This window comes from Pseudomonas helmanticensis (genome assembly GCF_900182985.1).
In the GTDB taxonomy this organism is placed as follows: Bacteria; Pseudomonadota; Gammaproteobacteria; order Pseudomonadales; family Pseudomonadaceae; genus Aquipseudomonas; species Aquipseudomonas helmanticensis.
The window spans coordinates 2,548,930-2,566,067 of sequence record NZ_FXUY01000001.1 but is presented as its reverse complement, the minus strand read 5'-3'; the positions used below and the strand labels follow the sequence as shown (position 1 = coordinate 2,566,067).

At 59.2% G+C, this 17,138-nt stretch carries 17 protein-coding genes; all 17 read left to right on the top strand.

All coding sequences use genetic code 11. The features are described from left to right. Positions 1-174 precede the first annotated feature (174 nt). The 17 genes from QOL84_RS11375 to fliJ all read left to right on the top strand — a co-directional run bounded on the left by QOL84_RS11375 (position 175) and on the right by fliJ (position 17,021). Complete coding sequence (locus QOL84_RS11375) at positions 175-1,101, top strand: ketoacyl-ACP synthase III (RefSeq protein WP_283437252.1); 927 nt, start codon at positions 175-177, stop codon at positions 1,099-1,101. An 87-nt stretch (positions 1,102-1,188) separates the two neighbouring features. Next, entirely contained in the window at positions 1,189-2,481 is a 1,293-nt protein-coding gene (locus QOL84_RS11370; protein ID WP_283437251.1) for a motility associated factor glycosyltransferase family protein, read from the top strand. Beyond that, positions 2,478-2,744 carry a hypothetical protein gene (locus QOL84_RS11365; RefSeq protein ID WP_283437250.1) on the top strand — a complete coding sequence of 89 codons (267 nt, stop codon included), beginning with the start codon at positions 2,478-2,480 and terminating at the stop codon, positions 2,742-2,744. The genes QOL84_RS11370 and QOL84_RS11365 overlap by 4 nt, the downstream gene beginning before the upstream one ends. 242 nt (positions 2,745-2,986) lie before the next feature. After that, positions 2,987-3,847 carry a flagellin domain-containing protein gene (locus QOL84_RS11360; RefSeq protein ID WP_283437249.1) on the top strand — a complete coding sequence of 287 codons (861 nt, stop codon included), beginning with the start codon at positions 2,987-2,989 and terminating at the stop codon, positions 3,845-3,847. Positions 3,848-3,921: 74 nt separating this feature from the next. Continuing rightward, positions 3,922-4,278, top strand: coding sequence for a flagellar protein FlaG (locus tag QOL84_RS11355; RefSeq protein WP_283437248.1), 357 nt, complete (start codon positions 3,922-3,924; stop codon positions 4,276-4,278). Between the two features lie 82 nt (positions 4,279-4,360). Continuing rightward, a complete protein-coding gene (fliD, locus tag QOL84_RS11350) occupies positions 4,361-5,812 on the top strand; it encodes a flagellar filament capping protein FliD (protein ID WP_283437247.1) in 1,452 nt (483 codons plus the stop codon). Between the two features lie 130 nt (positions 5,813-5,942). Then, entirely contained in the window at positions 5,943-6,338 is a 396-nt protein-coding gene (fliS, locus tag QOL84_RS11345; RefSeq protein ID WP_129390894.1) for a flagellar export chaperone FliS, read from the top strand. A 10-nt stretch (positions 6,339-6,348) separates the two neighbouring features. After that, positions 6,349-6,645 carry a flagellar protein FliT gene (gene fliT / locus QOL84_RS11340; protein ID WP_007920054.1) on the top strand — a complete coding sequence of 99 codons (297 nt, stop codon included), beginning with the start codon at positions 6,349-6,351 and terminating at the stop codon, positions 6,643-6,645. Positions 6,646-6,817: 172 nt separating this feature from the next. Beyond that, on the top strand, positions 6,818-8,293 hold the full coding sequence (locus QOL84_RS11335; protein ID WP_064390855.1) for a sigma-54 dependent transcriptional regulator: 1,476 nt from the start codon (positions 6,818-6,820) through the stop codon (positions 8,291-8,293). 128 nt (positions 8,294-8,421) lie between these two features. Beyond that, entirely contained in the window at positions 8,422-9,615 is a 1,194-nt protein-coding gene (locus QOL84_RS11330; protein ID WP_283438648.1) for a sensor histidine kinase, read from the top strand. Between the two features lie 5 nt (positions 9,616-9,620). Then, on the top strand, positions 9,621-11,012 hold the full coding sequence (locus QOL84_RS11325; RefSeq protein ID WP_283437246.1) for a sigma-54-dependent transcriptional regulator: 1,392 nt from the start codon (positions 9,621-9,623) through the stop codon (positions 11,010-11,012). Between the two features lie 252 nt (positions 11,013-11,264). Next, a complete protein-coding gene (gene fliE / locus QOL84_RS11320; RefSeq protein WP_064119537.1) occupies positions 11,265-11,594 on the top strand; it encodes a flagellar hook-basal body complex protein FliE in 330 nt (109 codons plus the stop codon). Between the two features lie 15 nt (positions 11,595-11,609). Next, positions 11,610-13,397: a flagellar basal-body MS-ring/collar protein FliF gene (gene fliF / locus QOL84_RS11315; protein ID WP_283437245.1), complete on the top strand. Its 1,788-nt coding sequence runs from the start codon at positions 11,610-11,612 to the stop codon at positions 13,395-13,397. Continuing rightward, complete coding sequence (gene fliG, locus QOL84_RS11310) at positions 13,390-14,409, top strand: flagellar motor switch protein FliG (RefSeq protein ID WP_007920042.1); 1,020 nt, start codon at positions 13,390-13,392, stop codon at positions 14,407-14,409. Before fliF ends, fliG begins: the two co-directional genes overlap by 8 nt. A 4-nt stretch (positions 14,410-14,413) precedes the next feature. After that, positions 14,414-15,214 (top strand): flagellar assembly protein FliH, encoded by an 801-nt coding sequence (fliH, locus tag QOL84_RS11305; RefSeq protein ID WP_283437244.1) that lies wholly within the window; start codon positions 14,414-14,416, stop codon positions 15,212-15,214. Then, complete coding sequence (gene fliI, locus QOL84_RS11300; RefSeq protein ID WP_129390909.1) at positions 15,204-16,562, top strand: flagellar protein export ATPase FliI; 1,359 nt, start codon at positions 15,204-15,206, stop codon at positions 16,560-16,562. The genes fliH and fliI overlap by 11 nt, the downstream gene beginning before the upstream one ends. Before the next feature lie 6 nt (positions 16,563-16,568). After that, positions 16,569-17,021 carry a flagellar export protein FliJ gene (gene fliJ, locus QOL84_RS11295; RefSeq protein ID WP_283437243.1) on the top strand — a complete coding sequence of 151 codons (453 nt, stop codon included), beginning with the start codon at positions 16,569-16,571 and terminating at the stop codon, positions 17,019-17,021. The last annotated feature ends 117 nt before the right edge of the window (positions 17,022-17,138 follow it).

Sequence of the window (17,138 nt, the reverse complement as noted above, 5' to 3'; positions counted from 1 at the left end):
ATCTTCACTGTATTGTATTGATCGGGGAGATGGCGCCTGGCCCGTTTTCGGTTCCAGTGATAGCCCTTTGCGCTTCCCGTGGCTGCCCGTTGTGGCGGCCGTTTTCTGTTTGTCGGCGCCCCTCGAAATCCTTGCGAGCGGTGGTCTTGGGCTGTTTTTTTTTGGGAAGCCGTAATGATTGGCATAAAAAGCATTGCGAGCTACGTTCCTGTAGCCGGCGTGGACAATTACGCACAAGGTGCAAAATTCGAGAAGGATGAAGAGTTCATCCTTGGCAAGATCGGCTCGGCGTTCCTGCCGCGCAAAGACGCTGATCAGGAAACATCGGATCTGTGCGTTGAAGCGGCCAATGCGCTGTTTGCCAGCAATCCTCAACTGAAACGTGAATCGATCGACGCGCTGATCGTCGTCACCCAGAACGGTGACGAAGAAGGCTTGCCGCACACCGCAGCCATCGTCCAGGACAAACTCGGCTTGCCGACCAATGTCGCCGCGTTCGATATCTCGCTGGGTTGCTCCGGTTACGTCTACGGCATCTACGCAATCAAGGGCTTCATGGAAGCTGCCGGTCTGAAAAACGGCCTGCTGATTACCGCCGACCCTTACTCGAAGATCGTTGATCCGGAAGACCGCAATACCACCATGCTGTTCGGCGACGCCGCCACCGCCACCTGGATGGGCGAAGATCCGACCTGGGCGCTGGGCAAGGCCAAGTTCGGTACTGACGGTTCCGGCGCACCGCACTTGAAAGTCACCGATGGCGTGTTCTTCATGAACGGTCGTCAGGTGTTCAACTTCGCATTGCTCAAAGTCCCGGCGCACCTGCACGAGTTGCTCGACGACTCGAACCTCAAGGCTGATGACATCGACGCTTTCTGCATCCACCAGGGCAGTGCGGCGATTGTCGATGCCGTGGCGCGACGCTTTGAAGACAAGCCGGAGAAGTTTCTCAAGGACATGGTCGAGACCGGCAACACCGTGTCGTCGAGCATTCCGTTGCTGCTTGAGAAGCACGTACTCGATTCCGACTGGCAGCGCATCGCGATCAGTGGTTTCGGTGTCGGTCTGTCGTGGGGTTCGGCGATCATCTTCCGTCCTTGAGTCGGATCAAAAACGCCTGATACAAAAATAGCGTTCAAGGTTAACCTTGAGCGCTATTTTTTTTGCCTGAATGGAGCGCGAGGCGGCATGAGCGAATTTTTCCAAGCCAACGTCGAAGTCATCCAGCAGCGCTGGCCGGCGCTGTTCGAACGTCTGATGGCCGAGGACAGTGCATCGGTGCAGGCAGAGCTGACGCAAGGGTTGGGCTCGACGCTGAGCGTGGCCGGGATTCAGCTCACCAGTCGCCATGATCGCGACCACGAAGCGCGCATCCAGGCTGCCAGCCTGCCGCAGGACAAGCCGCGCTTGCACGTTTACGGCACCGGGCTCGGCGACCTGCCAGCGGTGTTGCTCGAGCGCGCCGGGCTTGAGCGTTTGTATGTGCACATCCTCAATGGCGCGTTGTTCGCGCTGGTGCTGCAACTGATCGATCAGCGCCAATGGCTGCAAGACTCGCGAGTTGAGTTGCTCTACGCCAGTGATCTGGCGGACATCTGCACGCCGTTTTTTGCCCTGCCTGCCGAAATGCTGCTGGCCGATGACTTCAACGCGAAGATCCGTGATCGGCTGGTCAGCGAAGTGCACCTGAGTTTCAACAACCGTGAATTCGATCCGCAGTTGCCGTTCATCAAGCAGCGTTTGCAGGACTGCTTGCCGGTACTGTTAGCCGATGATGATGTGGCGCAGTTGTTCGGCACCTGCGCCGGGCGGGAAATCTATGTGATTGGCACCGGTCCGACACTGGAGAGTCAATTTGCGCGACTGGCGGCAGTACGTGCTCAAACTGAGCGCCCGCTGTTCATTTGTGTCGATACTGCTTACCGGCCGCTGCGCGAACACGGGATCGTGCCTGACATCGTGGTGAGCATCGATCAGCGCATCAGCTTCCGTCATCTGCCGTGCGAAGAGTCTGACGGCATAACGCTGGTGTATTTGCCGATGAGCGATCCTGCGGTGTTGCAGGCCTGGAAAGGTAAGCGCTACGGCGGCTACTCGGCCAGCCCGGTCTACGCCGCATTGCGTGAACAGTGTTCGCGAGCGCGATTGCACGTTGGCGGCAGCGTGATTCATCCGGCCACTGATCTGGCGGTAAAAATGGGTGCGGCGCGCATTACGCTGTTCGGCGCCGATTTTGCTTTTCCGATGAACAAGACTCACGCTGGCTGGGACGATGGCGAGTTGGGCCCCGGCGTGAGCCAGGCCCGGCACTGGGTATTGGACGGCAATGGCCAGAGGGTCGCCACGCAGCTCAACTTCCGAGGCTATCTATGTGTGCTCGAGCGTTACATCGCCAGTCAGCCACAGGTCGATTTCTTTAACAGCAGTCGGGCGGGAGCGCTGATCGTCGGGACGCGTTTCAATCAGGAGTTCGTGCAATGACCGCGATTGATAAGTGCCTGGACGAATGCCGCGAATGCGCCGGGTTGTTTCGGCTGGGGCGTGATGTCGAGGCTGCGCTGGAGATGGTCGATGTGTTTGAGGGGGCGCAACAGTCATTGTTGTCGGCATCGGCAGATGTTCAGCAATCCTGGGCGGCCGTGCTGACACAAATGCTCGCGTGTCAGGAGCGTCAGGACTGGCTCGGTCTCGCCGACTACATGGAATTCGAATTGATCGAGCTGCTGCAAAATGCACGATTGTAAAAAACGCAACAGCACTGGCCTGTGGCTTTGCGCCGAGGTCGGTTTTATGACGTCATTTTTTCGCGGTTGAGGGTGGGCTAAGCCCTTGTTTTCTCGGGGGTGGCAGGGTGATGGCAATTTTTTTTTAAAAAGCCCTCAAGCAACCTGCCAATCCGACGATAACTATTACGAAGGTTCTCTAGGCCATACCCGGCGGTTGCCAGGGCCGGAAGCCGCAGTACCCAACCAACGAGGAATTCGTCATGGCTTTAACAGTAAACACCAACACTACGTCGTTGAACGTTCAGAAAAACCTGAACCGCGCTTCCGACGCTCTGTCGACTTCGATGCAGCGCCTGTCTTCCGGCCTGAAAATCAACAGCGCTAAAGACGACGCCGCTGGCCTGCAGATCTCCAACCGTATGGCTTCGCAGATCCGTGGTGGCAACCAGGCTATCCAGAACGCCAACGACGGTATCTCCGTTGCTCAGGCAGCTGAAGGTGGCCTGCAAGCTACTACCGACATCCTGCAGCGTATGCGTGAACTGGCTGTTAAAGCACGTAACGGTACCAACGGCACTGCTGACCAGACCGCTACCAACTCCGAATTCGCTCAGATGTCCGACGAGATCACTCGTATCTCGGCTTCGACCAACCTGAACGGCAAAAACCTGCTGGACGGTACCGCTGGTACTGTAACTCTGCAAGTTGGCGCAAACACCGGTTCGGCTAACCACATCGACCTGGTACTGAGCTCCAAGTTCGACGCCGTCAGCCTGTCGGTTGGTAGCGGTACTGTAGTTCTGACTGGTGCTTCGGGTACTGGTGCGGGTTCTGCTTCGCAGAACATCGACAACGCTATCACTGCAATCGATGCCGCTATCGCTGCAATCGGTGCACAGCGCGCCAGCCTGGGTGCTTCGCAAAACCGTCTGACCAGCACCATCTCCAACCTGCAAAACATCGTTGAGAACACCACTGCTGCACAGGGTCGTGTACAAGACACCGACTTCGCCGCAGAAACTGCTAACCTGACCAAGCAGCAAACTCTGCAGCAGGCTTCGACCTCCGTACTGGCTCAAGCCAACCAACTGCCTTCCGCTGTACTGAAGCTGCTTCAGTAATTTCGGAATGAGTTTAGGCGGGGGAGTGCGCTTGTCGCGCTCTCTCGCTTTTTTAGTTTATGGAGGTGATCGGTATGGACATGAGCGTAAAGCTTAACGTCTCTTATCCGGCTCCCAAGCCAGTAACGCCAGTTGCTGACAAGCCGTCAGAGGCGCCTAAAGTTGCCAAGGCTGATGCTCCGGTCGCTGCTAAGAGCCAGGATACGGACGATGCCAAGTTGAAATTGGCAGTGCAGGAGATCGAAAAGTTCGTACAGTCGATCAAGCGCAATCTGGAATTCTCCATTGATGAGCATTCCGGAAAGGTTATCGTCAAAGTGATAGCAAGCGAGACGGGTGAAGTCGTTCGACAGATTCCCTCCGCAGAAGCCCTCAAGCTGGCAGACAGCCTCGCCAATGCGAGCCACGTGTTGTTCGACGCCAAAGTCTGATAGCTGGCATGAATAGTGTTTGTACGTTCTCAGGACGCGGGTAACGGTCAAAAGAATGGCAACAATCTGAAGGGAGATGCACATGGCAAGTCCAATTTTGCCGGGTTCGGGACTGGGTTCCGGTCTGGACATCGGTTCGATCGTGACTGCGCTGGTCAATGCCGACAAGTCGGCCAAGCAGACGCAGATCGATACTCAGACAAAAACCAACTCATTGAAGATTTCCGGTGTTGGCTCGCTGAAAAGCGCGCTCGCGGCATTCCAGAAATCGATGACCGATCTTGGGCAGGCGACGAGCCCTGCATTTGCCGGTTATACCGCGACGTCTGACACTCCGACGGTCCTCGGCGCTACCTCCAACAGCACGGCTGTGCCTGGCAGCTATAGCGTTGTCGTGAAGAATCTGGCAACCGGCTCGAAAGTGGCCAGTGCCGCATTCGCTGGCGGCGCAACCAGTGCCATTCCGAGTGGTACTCTGAAAATCAGTCAGAATGGCATTGATTACAATGTCGCGATTCCGGCCAATGCCACCTTGCAGAGCACTCGGGATGCGATCAACACCGCGCAGGCCAGCAACGGTATTTCTGCCAACATCGTGACCGACGCCACTGGCGCCTCGCGTCTGGTGCTGAGTTCGAGCAAGACCGGTGCCGGCATGGACATGCAGGTCAGCGGTATTGCCGGCCTGGAAATCGACGGTACCCAGCAAATGGGTGGGACTCCTGCCCCGGGTGCCTCGGGCGCTGTGGGTGATTTGGCTCAGGATGCCAAGATCACCATTGACGGACTGCTCGTCACCAGCAAAAGCAATACGGTGTCGGGTGCAATCAGCGGGATGACGCTGAACCTCACTTCGGTGAGCCCTAAAGACGCCTCTGGAGCCCAGACCGCCGCGACTGTCACCGTCGCCACCAACACGACGGGTATCCAGACGTCGCTTCAGTCTTTTATGGATTCCTACAACACCCTGAAGAGAACCATCGACACCCTGTCCAATGCGACAGCGGATGAGGATGGCAATCTGACCGTTTCTGCTGCGTTTACCGGTGACTCGCTACCACGCTCGCTGATGTCGGATATTCGTTCGCAACTGACCATGAGCAGCTCCGGTAGCGGTAGCCTGGCCGTACTGGCGCAGATGGGCGTCCTGACTGACAAGGAAACCGGTGAGCTGACGCTGGACACCAAGGTGTTCAATGATCGTATGAGCACACCCGGGATGGCGGGTCAGGTTCAGCAGTTGTTCTCCGGCACCACGTCCACTAACGGTTTGCTGGCGCGCATGAAGAGCGCTGTCGATCCCTATGTCAAGCCGGGCACGGGGCTGCTGGATCAGCGCAGCAGCAATCTGACCAGTTCGGCTGCGAGCCTGAAAAGTCAGCAGACCGCACTCGACATACACGTGGCGAGCCTGACGGCGACATTGACCGCCAAATACAATGCCATGGACCTGTTGGTCGGGCAGATGAAAGCGACGGCGAGTAACATCACCTCGTTCTTCGCTTCGCTGGACGCGCAGAAGTCCGCCAGCTAGTCATGATCTGACGACAAAAACCCGGCTACGCTTTATCGGCGTGCGCCGGGTTTTTGTCTTTTCATCTAAAGTTTTGTGGCTCGCTGGCGATACACTGGTTATACGAGTCATTGTGGCAATGAGGTAGAACATGAACCCAATGTTAGCCCTTCGGCAATATCAGAAAGTCGGCGCACACGCTCAGACATCCGAAGCGAGCCCGCACCGTCTGGTGCAAATGTTGATGGAAGGCGGCCTGGAGCGTATCGCTCAGGCCAAAGGCGCCATCGAGCGCAAGGATATTCCCGGCAAAGGGACGGCGATCAACAAGGCCGTTGGCATTATCGGTGGCTTGTGTGAAGGCCTCGATCTGGAGAACAGCGCCGAGTCGGTGGCTGATCTCAACCAGCTCTACATCTACATGATGAAGCGCCTGGCGCAGGCCAACATCGACAGTGATCCGAAGATTCTCGATGAGGTCGCCGGGCTGCTGCGCACCGTGAAGGAAGGCTGGGACGGTATTGCTCCGCCAGGCCCCCAGTTTTAAGGAGAGCACCATGAGTCTTGTATTGCAGCGAATTGCCGATACCCGCGAAGCCTTGGTAACAGCCTTGGCCGAGCGCAATTGGGAAGCTATTGGCGAGCTGGATCTGGCTTGCCGTTCCTGCATGGAAGACGTCATGGCTGAAGCTGCGCTGGATGAGGACGCGTTGCGCAACAATCTTGAGGAGTTGCTCCATGTCTACAAGGAGCTTCTTGAGGTGGCCATGGGTGAGCGGCAGGCGATAGCCAACGAGATGTCGCAGATCACCCAAGCGCAAAAGGCGGCAAAGGTTTACCATCTGTTTGGTTAATTAACCCCCAGTTAATCCAGACATGTGCGCCATAAATTTGACTGTGCACGGTTTTTTGACTTAACTAGTGGCTGTTTTCAGATTTCAGGCGTCTACAGGCACATGGTGTCCTGCAAGCGTCTCGCTTGCCCCATTTTTCGGGCATTGAGTTGACTAGGGAAGTTGCTATTGCATGTGGCGTGAAACCAAAATTCTGCTGATCGATGACGATAGCGTCCGCCGCCGCGACCTGGCGGTGATTCTAAATTTTCTTGGCGAAGAAAATTTACCCTGCGGCAGCCATGACTGGCAGCAGGCAGTCGGCTCTTTGTCGTCTAGTCGTGAAGTCATTTGCGTACTGATCGGGACCGTTAATGCTCCTGGCGCGCTTTTGGGCTTGTTAAAGACACTCTCAACCTGGGATGAGTTCCTTCCGGTTTTGCTGATGGGCGATAATTCTTCCGTCGATCTGCCTGACGACCAACGCCGCCGGGTGCTTTCGACCCTCGAAATGCCGCCCAGCTACAGCAAATTGCTCGACTCCCTGCACCGTGCCCAGGTCTATCGCGAGATGTATGACCAGGCCCGCGAGCGCGGCCGTCATCGTGAGCCCAATCTGTTCCGCAGCCTCGTCGGCACCAGCCGGGCGATCCAGCACGTGCGCCAGATGATGCAGCAAGTCGCCGACACCGATGCCAGCGTGCTGATCCTCGGCGAGTCCGGCACTGGCAAGGAAGTGGTTGCACGTAACCTGCATTACCATTCCAAGCGCCGCGACGCGCCGTTCGTGCCAGTCAACTGCGGGGCGATCCCGGCAGAGCTGCTCGAAAGCGAATTGTTCGGCCACGAGAAGGGCGCTTTCACCGGCGCGATCACCAGCCGTGCCGGGCGATTCGAATTGGCCAACGGCGGTACGCTGTTCCTCGACGAAATCGGCGACATGCCGCTGCCGATGCAGGTCAAGCTGCTGCGCGTCTTGCAGGAGCGCACCTTCGAGCGCGTAGGCAGCAACAAGACCCAGAGCGTCGATGTGCGCATCATCGCCGCGACCCACAAGAATCTCGAAAGCATGATCGAGATCGGCACCTTCCGCGAAGACCTCTACTATCGCTTGAACGTGTTCCCGATCGAGATGGCGCCGCTGCGTGAGCGCGTCGAAGACATTCCGTTGCTGATGAACGAGCTGATCTCGCGCATGGAGCACGAGAAGCGTGGTTCGATCCGTTTCAACTCGGCGGCGATCATGTCGCTGTGCCGTCACGGCTGGCCGGGCAACGTCCGCGAGCTGGCCAATCTGGTCGAGCGCATGGCGATCATGCACCCGTACGGGGTGATCGGCGTGGTCGAGTTGCCGAAGAAATTCCGCTACGTCGACGACGAAGACGAGCAAATGGTCGACAGCCTGCGCAGCGATCTGGAAGAGCGTGTGGCCATCAACGGGCATACGCCGGACTTCACCGCCAATGCCATGCTGCCGCCGGAAGGCCTCGACCTTAAAGACTACCTCGGTGGTCTGGAGCAGGGCCTGATTCAACAGGCACTGGACGACGCCAATGGCATCGTGGCACGTGCCGCCGAGCGCTTGCGTATTCGTCGAACCACCCTGGTCGAGAAGATGCGCAAATACGGCATGAGTCGACGTGATGGTGATGAACAGGCGGATGATTGACGCCTGTTTTTCAACCTCTTCATTTATAAGCGGTTTTTTTTAGGCACGGGTATTGCTACAGCCCTCGCAACGTTCCGTTTCACTGACGGTCAGCCAAGCGAGAAAGCACAATGCCCCAAGTCGCCCAGATGTCTTCTGCCTCCAGTCCCGAGGGGCAGCCGTCCTCCGTAGAACAGGCAAGCCGACAGGGTCTTGAGCAGGCTTTCGAGCTGTTCAATCAAATGTCCAGCCAGTTGACTGATTCCTACAGCATGCTTGAAGCGCGGGTGACCGAACTCAAAGGCGAGTTGGCGGTGGTCAGCGCCCAGCGCATGCAGGAGCTGGCGGAAAAAGAGCGCCTGGCCAACCGTCTGCAAAATCTCCTCGATCTGTTGCCCGGTGGCGTCATCGTCATCGACGGTCATGGCATGGTGCGCGAAGCCAATCCGGCCGCCATCGAGCTGCTCGGCTTACCGCTCGAAGGCCAGTTGTGGCGTCAGGTGATTGCGCGCTGCTTTGCCCCGCGCGAAGACGACGGTCACGAAATTTCCCTGAAAAACGGTCGACGCCTGTCGATTGCCACGCGCTCGCTGGATGCCGAGCCGGGGCAGTTGGTGCTGCTCAACGACCTGACAGAAACCCGTCATTTGCAAGATCAACTGGCGCGCCACGAGCGTCTGTCGTCATTGGGGCGGATGGTCGCCTCGCTGGCCCATCAGATCCGCACGCCGTTGTCCGCCGCGCTGTTGTACGCCAGTCATTTGACTGAGCAGGAGCTGCCGGTCGCCACCCAGCAGCGTTTCGCCGGGCGCCTGAAAGAGCGTCTGCACGAGCTGGAGCATCAGGTGCGCGACATGCTGGTGTTCGCTCGCGGAGAATTGCCGCTGACCGATCGTTTGACGCCGAATGCGCTGATGCAGGCGCTGCAAGCCGCCGCGCTGACCCATGTGCAGGATCTGCCAATCCGCTGGCAGTGCGACAGTCATGCCGGCGAGCTGCTGTGCAACCGCGACACCTTGGTCGGGGCGCTGTTGAATCTGCTCGAAAACGCGATTCAGGCCAGCGCCGCTGATGTGCGCCTGAAAGTGCATTGCTACACCCGCGACAACATCTTGCGTATCAGTGTCAGTGACAACGGTAGTGGGATCGAGCCGGCTGTACTGACGCGTCTCGGCGAGCCATTTTTCACCACCAAAGTCACCGGTACTGGTCTCGGCCTGACCGTGGTCAAGGCTGTGGCCCGGGCACATCAGGGAGAATTGCAGCTGCGTTCGAGGGTCGGGCGCGGCACGTGCGCGCAGGTCAGCCTGCCGCTGTTTTCCGTTGTACAGGGAGCTGAGTGAACGCCATGGGCATCAAGGTTTTGCTGGTCGAGGATGACCGTTCGTTGCGTGAGGCGCTGGCCGATACGCTGTTGCTGGCCGGCCATGATTATCAGGCGGTTGGCAGCGCAGAAGAAGCGTTGACGGCGGTCGCGGGCGAAGCGTTCAGCCTGGTGGTCAGTGACGTCAACATGCCCGGCATGGATGGCCATCAATTGCTCGCCCTGCTGCGTGCCCGTCAGCCGCAGTTGCCGGTGTTGCTGATGACCGCTCACGGTGCCGTCGAGCGCGCGGTCGACGCGATGCGCCATGGCGCGGCGGATTACCTGGTGAAGCCGTTCGAACCCAAGGCGCTGCTGGATCTGGTCGCGCGACATGCGCTGGGCAGCATCAGTGCCAGCGAAGCCGAAGGGCCGATCGCGGTCGAACCGGCCAGCGCACAGTTGCTCGATCTCGCGGCACGCGTGGCGCGCAGCGATTCCACGGTATTGATCTCGGGTGAGTCCGGCACCGGTAAGGAAGTGCTGGCGCGCTACATCCATCAGCAATCCCATCGCGCCAATCAACCGTTCATCGCGATCAACTGCGCGGCGATTCCCGACAACATGCTCGAAGCGACGTTGTTCGGTCACGAGAAAGGTTCGTTCACCGGCGCCATCGCCGCCCAGGCCGGCAAGTTCGAACAGGCCGACGGTGGCACCATTCTGCTCGATGAAATTTCCGAAATGCCCCTTGGCCTGCAAGCCAAGCTGCTGCGCGTGTTGCAGGAGCGCGAAGTCGAGCGCGTCGGTGCGCGCAAGCCGATCACTCTCGACATCCGTGTGGTCGCCACCACCAACCGCGATCTGGCTGGCGAAGTGGCGGCGGGGCGCTTCCGTGAAGATCTTTTTTACCGTTTGTCGGTTTTCCCCTTGGCCTGGCGTCCACTTCGCGAGCGCACTGCCGATATCCTGCCGCTGGCCGAGCGGTTGCTGAACAAACACGTCAATAAAATGAAGCATGCGGCGGCGAAACTTTCGCCTCAAGCGCAGGCGTGTCTGATCGCCTACCCGTGGCCAGGCAATGTCCGTGAGCTGGATAACGCGATTCAGCGCGCGTTGATCCTGCAGCAGGGCGGACTGATCCAGCCGCAGGATTTCTGTCTGGCCGGTCCGGTGACGTTCGCTCCTTTGCCGGTGGCGACAGCTGTACCGCCAGCGATCCGTGAAGTCGAAATCGACGCCGATTCTGCCGGTGCGCTGGGCGATGACCTGCGGCGCCGGGAGTTTCAGATGATCATCGACACCTTGCGCACCGAGCGCGGCCGCCGCAAAGAAGCGGCGGAAAAACTCGGCATCAGCCCACGCACCCTGCGCTACAAACTGGCGCAAATGCGCGATGCCGGGATGGATGTCGAAGGCTATCTGTTCGCCACTTGAACTCACGCAAAACCCATTGTGGGAGGGGGCTTGCTCCCGAAGAGGGAGTGTCAGTCGATATTTATGCAGCTGACACGCCGCCTTCGGGAGCAAGCCCTCTCCCACAGTGATTTTGCGGTGGCTTCGCTGTTCGCGCGGTGCCCCGATTGGCTTTTGTGGAAAAAGTCCGCCGAGCTGGCACCCTTGTTGCTAACACCTGTGTACCCGCCGAGTGAGTGTCAAAAAATTGCGGGCCGCCCAAGAGAGTAGACCATGAGCCAAGGTATTGAATTTAATCGGTTGATGACAGACATGAAGGCCATGAAGCTGGATGCCATGTCTGCGCCGAAATCGACGACCGCTGTCCCTGAACTGGCGGGCAGCAGCTTTTCCGACATGCTCGGTCAGGCGATCAACAAAGTCAGCGATACCCAGACAGCGTCGACTCAATTGGCCAACGCCTTTGAAGTCGGCAAAAGCGGCGTCGATCTGACGGACGTGATGATCGCTTCGCAAAAAGCCAGCGTGTCGTTCCAGGCTCTGACCCAGGTGCGCAACAAACTGGTTCAGGCTTATCAAGACATCATGCAGATGCCGGTTTAAGGACGAGATTGAGTCATGGCAGAAGCAGTCGCCGATAACGTTCCGGCCAAGGCCACCCCGATAGACGGCAAACCGCCGCTCTTCGGCCTGTCCTTCCTGGAAAACCTCTCCGAGATGACCGTGCTGCGTCAGGTGGGCCTGTTGGTCGGCCTGGCTGCGAGCGTGGCGATTGGCTTTGCCGTGGTGCTGTGGTCGCAGCAGCCGGATTACCGTCCGTTGTACGGCAGCCTTGCCGGCATGGACGCCAAACAGGTCATGGACACCCTGGCCGCCGCCGACATCCCTTACACCGTAGAACCGAATTCCGGCGCCTTGCTGGTCAAAGCCGATGACCTGTCCCGTGCGCGGATGAAACTCGCTGCCGCTGGTGTCACTCCCAGCGACGGCAACATCGGTTTCGAAATCCTCGACAAGGACCAGGGGCTGGGCACCAGTCAGTTCATGGAAGCGACCCGCTATCGTCGCGGCCTCGAAGGTGAACTGGCGCGGACCATTTCCAGCCTGAACAATGTCAAGGGTGCGCGCGTGCACCTGGCCATTCCGAAGAGCTCGGTGTTCGTTCGTGATGAGCGCAAGCCAAGTGCGTCGGTGCTGGTCGAACTGTACAGCGGTCGTTCGCTGGAGCCGGGTCAGGTGATTGCGATCATCAATCTGGTGGCGACTTCCGTTCCCGAGCTGAGCAAATCGCACATCACCGTCGTCGACCAGAAGGGCACACTGCTCTCTGATCAGGCGGAAAACTCCGAAATGACCATGGCTGGCAAGCAGTTCGATTACAGCCGTCGCATGGAAAGCATGCTCACCCAGCGCGTGCACAACATCCTGCAACCGGTATTGGGCAACGATCGCTACAAGGCAGAGGTCTCGGCCGATATCGATTTCAATGCCGTCGAATCGACTGCCGAGCAGTTCAACCCGGATCAACCGGCGTTGCGCAGCGAGCAGTCGGTCAACGAACAACGCACCGCCAGCAATGGCCCGCAAGGTGTGCCGGGTGCCCTGAGCAATCAGCCACCAGCGCCGGCCTCGGCGCCGCAAACCACCGGCGGCGCAGCTGCGCCGGCCAGCATGGTGCAGCCAGGTCAGCCATTGGTTGATGCCAACGGTCAGCAGATCATGGACCCGGCCACCGGCCAGCCAATGCTCGCGCCGTACCCGGCAGACAAGCGTCAACAATCGACCAAGAACTTCGAGCTCGACCGTTCCATCAGCCACACCAAACAGCAGCAGGGTCGCCTGAATCGTCTGTCGGTGTCGGTGGTTGTCGACGACCAGGTCAAGGTCAATGCCGCCAACGGGGAAACCACCCGTGCGCCATGGAGCGCCGACGAATTGGCGCGCTTCACCCGTCTGGTGCAGGACGCCGTCGGTTTCGACGCCAGCCGTGGCGACAGCGTCAGCGTGATCAACATGCCGTTCTCCGCCGAGCGCGGTGAAGTGATTGCCGATATTCCGTTCTACTCCCAGCCATGGTTCTGGGACATCGTCAAACAAGTGCTGGGTGTGCTGTTCATCCTGGTGCTGGTGTTTGGTGTGCTGCGCCCGGTGCTCAACAACATTACCGGTGGCGGCAAAGGCAAGGAGCTGGCCGGTCTTGGCAGCGACGTGGAACTCGGCGGGATGGGCGGCCTGGACGGCGAACTTTCCAACGACCGCGTGAGCCTCGGTGGTCCGCAGAGCATTCTGTTGCCAAGCCCAAGCGAGGGTTATGACGCGCAACTGAATGCAATCAAGAGTCTGGTGGCCGAGGATCCGGGTCGCGTGGCTCAGGTCGTGAAAGAGTGGATTAACGCAGATGAGTGATAACCGAGCCGCAACCGTCAAACTGAACAAGGTCGACAAAGCCGCGATTCTGCTGCTGTCCCTGGGTTCGACCGATGCCGCGCAAGTGCTGCGCCACATGGGCCCGAAAGAGGTTCAGCGCGTTGGCGTAGCCATGGCGCAGATGGGTAACGTCCATCGCGAACAGGTCGAGCAGGTCATGAGCGAGTTCGTCGACATCGTCGGCGACCAGACCAGCCTTGGCGTCGGTTCCGACGACTACGTGCGCAAAATGCTCACCCAGGCATTGGGTGAAGACAAGGCCAACGGCCTGATCGACCGCATCCTGCTCGGTGGCAACACCAGTGGCCTCGACAGCCTGAAATGGATGGAGCCGCGCGCGGTTGCCGACGTGATCCGCTACGAACACCCGCAGATCCAGGCGATTGTGGTGGCGTATCTCGATCCGGATCAGGCCGGTGAAGTGCTCGGCAACTTCGATCACAAGGTGCGTCTGGACATCATCCTGCGCGTCTCGTCGTTGAACACCGTGCAGCCAGCGGCACTGAAAGAGCTCAACCAGATTCTCGAGAAGCAGTTCTCCGGCAATTCGAATGCCTCGCGCACCACCCTGGGTGGTATCAAGCGTGCGGCAGACATCATGAACTTCCTCGACAGCTCGATCGAAGGCCAGCTCATGGACTCGATCCGCGAAGTCGACGAAGACCTGTCCGGTCAGATCGAAGACCTCATGTTCGTGTTCAACAACCTCGCCGATGTCGACGACCGTGGTATTCAGGCGTTGCTGCGCGAAGTCTCCTCCGACGTGCTGGTGCTGGCCCTCAAGGGTTCGGACGAAGGCGTCAAAGAGAAGATCTTCAAGAACATGTCCAAACGTGCGGCCGAACTGTTGCGCGACGACCTCGAGGCCAAAGGCCCGGTGCGCGTCAGCGACGTCGAAACCGCGCAGAAAGAAATCCTCACCATTGCCCGTCGTATGGCCGAAGCCGGCGAGATCGTACTCGGCGGCAAGGGTGGCGAGGAAATGATCTAAGCCCATGGACAAGCACGACGACGATGTGACGGATCTGATCCGTGCCCGCGATGTTCGCGGATTCGAATCCTGGGCCATGCCCAGCTTCGATCCGCCGAAGCCGGAACCCGAGCCTGAGCCCGAACCGCCGGAAATGGAAGAAGTGCCGCTGGAAGAAGTCCAGCCACTGACCCTCGAAGAGCTCGAAAGCATCCGTCAGGAGGCTTACAACGAAGGCTTTGCTATCGGCGAAAAGGAAGGCTTCCACAGCGCCACGCTGAAAGTCCGGCAGGAAGCTGAAGTGGCGCTGGCGGCAAAAATTGCCAGCCTCGAGCAACTGATGGCGAACCTGTTCGAACCCATCGCCGAGCAAGACACGCAAATCGAAAAGTCGCTGGTCGACCTCGTGCAACACATCGCCAAACAGGTGATCAAGCGCGAACTGGCCATCGATTCGAGCCAGATCGAACACGTCATGCGCGACGCCCTCAAGCTGTTGCCGCTGGGCGTCGACAACGTGCGTCTGTACGTCAACCCGCAAGACTTCGAGCAAGCCAAGGCGCTGCGCGAACGTCATGAGGAAAGCTGGCGCATCGTCGAAGATGAATCGCTGCTGCCGGGTGGCTGTCGGGTTGAAACCGAGCACAGTCGCATCGACGCGAGCATTGAAACGCGCGTGGTTCAGGTCATGGCGAAGCTCTTCGATCAGTTGCACGAACAGGCCTTGCATCCGGCTGAAGCAGATCTGAGCCTGGACATTCCCGAAGCCGTAAAACCGGCGGCCACGCCTGAAGAGCCGCTCGCGGACACTCCCGATGCGCCTTGAACGCACCAGTTTCGCCAAGCGCCTGAGCAGTTATGCCGAGGCCGTTGAAATTGCCGGCGCGCCGATTCTTGAAGGTCGTCTGCTGCGCATGGTCGGCCTCACCCTCGAAGCCGAAGGCCTGCGCGCCGCGATGGGCACGCGTTGCCTGGTGATCAATGACGACAGCTATCACCCGTCCCAGGTGGAAGCAGAAGTCATGGGTTTCTCTGGCAGCAAAGTCTTTCTGATGCCGGTCGGCAGTGTCGCCGGCATCGCCCCGGGCGCCCGCGTGGTGCCGCTCGCCGACACCGGACGTTTGCCGATGGGCATGAGCATGCTCGGTCGCGTGCTTGATGGCGCCGGTCGTGCACTGGACGGCAAGGGCGGCATGAAAGCCGAAGACTGGGTGCCGATGGACGGCCCGACGATCAACCCGCTCAACCGTGACCCGATCAGCGTGCCGCTGGACGTCGGCATCCGTTGCATCAACGGTTTGTTGACGGTCGGTCGCGGCCAGCGTCTCGGTCTGTTCGCCGGTACCGGTGTCGGTAAATCTGTGCTGTTGGGCATGATGACCCGCTTCACCGAAGCCGACATCATCGTCGTCGGCCTGATCGGTGAGCGCGGTCGGGAAGTTAAAGAGTTCATCGAGCACAGCCTCGGTGAAGAAGGCCTCAAGCGCTCCGTCGTGGTCGCTTCGCCAGCGGACGATGCGCCGCTGATGCGTCTGCGCGCGGCGATGTATTGCACGCGCATTGCCGAATATTTCCGCGACAAGGGCAAAAACGTCCTGTTGCTGATGGATTCGCTGACCCGTTTCGCCCAAGCCCAGCGGGAAATCGCTCTGGCCATCGGCGAGCCGCCGGCGACCAAGGGTTATCCGCCGTCGGTGTTCGCCAAGTTGCCGAAACTGGTCGAGCGCGCCGGTAATGCGGAGAAGGGTGGTGGTTCGATCACCGCGTTCTACACCGTGCTGTCGGAAGGCGATGACCAGCAGGATCCGATTGCCGACTCGGCGCGGGGCGTACTCGATGGCCACATCGTGCTGTCGCGGCGTCTGGCCGAGGAAGGGCACTATCCGGCCATCGACATCGAAGCGTCGATAAGCCGGGTGATGCCTGCGGTGGTTTCGCCGGAACACATGCAGCGCGCGCAGTATTTCAAGCAGCTGTGGTCGCGCTACCAGCAGAGTCGTGACCTGATCAGCGTTGGCGCCTACGTGGCCGGCGGTGACCGTGAAACCGACATGGCGATTTCCCTGCAACCGCAGTTGGTCAGGTACCAGCGGCAGGGGCTGAACGACAAAATCAACATGGGCGAAAGCCAGGCTTATCTGGAAACCCTGTTCGCGCCTGCGGCGGGCGGCTAACCGCGCATGGCCGCCGTCAGTCGAGCCGCGCGTCTGGCGCCGGTGGTGGACATGGCTGAAAAAGCCGAGAAAACCGCCGTGCAGCGTTTGGGTTACTTTCAAGGCCAGGTGAAGGTCGCTGAAAGCAAACTCGCCGACCTCAATGCCTTTCGTCTGGATTATTCCGAGCAGTGGATCGTGCGCGGCGCCACTGGCGTGAGCGGGCAGTGGTTGCTGGGGTTTCAGGGCTTTCTCGCCCAGCTCGACACTGCCGTCGATCAGCAACGGCAGAGCCTGAACTGGCACCAGAAGAATCTGGACAATGCGCGTGAGGCCTGGCAACAGGCATTTGCCAAAGTCGAAGGCCTGCGCAAACTGGTGCAGCGCTACCGCGAAGAGGCGCAACGCTTCGAAGACAAGCGCGAGCAGAAGTTGCTGGACGAGTTGTCGCAGCGGTTGCCGCGTTCTCAGCCTTTTTAGAGCCAGATCAAGAGATCGCAGCGTGCCGCAGCTCCTACAGGGGATCAGCCTGCCGAAGGCTGCGATCTCTTGATCTGGCTTCCTGACCTTGCCCCAACCCTGTCCAAGTGCTAAACC

Excerpts from the sequence above, each read along its gene's own strand:
- fliI (WP_129390909.1), top strand. The coding sequence starts at position 15,204 with ATGCGCCTTGAACGCACCAGTTTCGCCAAGCGCCTGAGCAGTTATGCC.
- QOL84_RS11370 (WP_283437251.1), top strand. The coding sequence starts at position 1,189 with ATGAGCGAATTTTTCCAAGCCAACGTCGAAGTCATCCAGCAGCGCTGG.
- fliH (WP_283437244.1), top strand. The coding sequence starts at position 14,414 with ATGGACAAGCACGACGACGATGTGACGGATCTGATCCGTGCCCGCGAT.
- fliD (WP_283437247.1), top strand. The coding sequence starts at position 4,361 with ATGGCAAGTCCAATTTTGCCGGGTTCGGGACTGGGTTCCGGTCTGGAC.
- QOL84_RS11355 (WP_283437248.1), top strand. The coding sequence starts at position 3,922 with ATGGACATGAGCGTAAAGCTTAACGTCTCTTATCCGGCTCCCAAGCCA.
- QOL84_RS11375 (WP_283437252.1), top strand. The coding sequence starts at position 175 with ATGATTGGCATAAAAAGCATTGCGAGCTACGTTCCTGTAGCCGGCGTG.
- QOL84_RS11365 (WP_283437250.1), top strand. The coding sequence starts at position 2,478 with ATGACCGCGATTGATAAGTGCCTGGACGAATGCCGCGAATGCGCCGGG.
- fliE (WP_064119537.1), top strand. The coding sequence starts at position 11,265 with ATGAGCCAAGGTATTGAATTTAATCGGTTGATGACAGACATGAAGGCC.
- QOL84_RS11330 (WP_283438648.1), top strand. The coding sequence starts at position 8,422 with ATGTCTTCTGCCTCCAGTCCCGAGGGGCAGCCGTCCTCCGTAGAACAG.
- QOL84_RS11335 (WP_064390855.1), top strand. The coding sequence starts at position 6,818 with ATGTGGCGTGAAACCAAAATTCTGCTGATCGATGACGATAGCGTCCGC.
- fliS (WP_129390894.1), top strand. The coding sequence starts at position 5,943 with ATGAACCCAATGTTAGCCCTTCGGCAATATCAGAAAGTCGGCGCACAC.
- fliJ (WP_283437243.1), top strand. The coding sequence starts at position 16,569 with ATGGCCGCCGTCAGTCGAGCCGCGCGTCTGGCGCCGGTGGTGGACATG.
- QOL84_RS11325 (WP_283437246.1), top strand. The coding sequence starts at position 9,621 with ATGGGCATCAAGGTTTTGCTGGTCGAGGATGACCGTTCGTTGCGTGAG.
- QOL84_RS11360 (WP_283437249.1), top strand. The coding sequence starts at position 2,987 with ATGGCTTTAACAGTAAACACCAACACTACGTCGTTGAACGTTCAGAAA.
- fliT (WP_007920054.1), top strand. The coding sequence starts at position 6,349 with ATGAGTCTTGTATTGCAGCGAATTGCCGATACCCGCGAAGCCTTGGTA.
- fliF (WP_283437245.1), top strand. The coding sequence starts at position 11,610 with ATGGCAGAAGCAGTCGCCGATAACGTTCCGGCCAAGGCCACCCCGATA.
- fliG (WP_007920042.1), top strand. The coding sequence starts at position 13,390 with ATGAGTGATAACCGAGCCGCAACCGTCAAACTGAACAAGGTCGACAAA.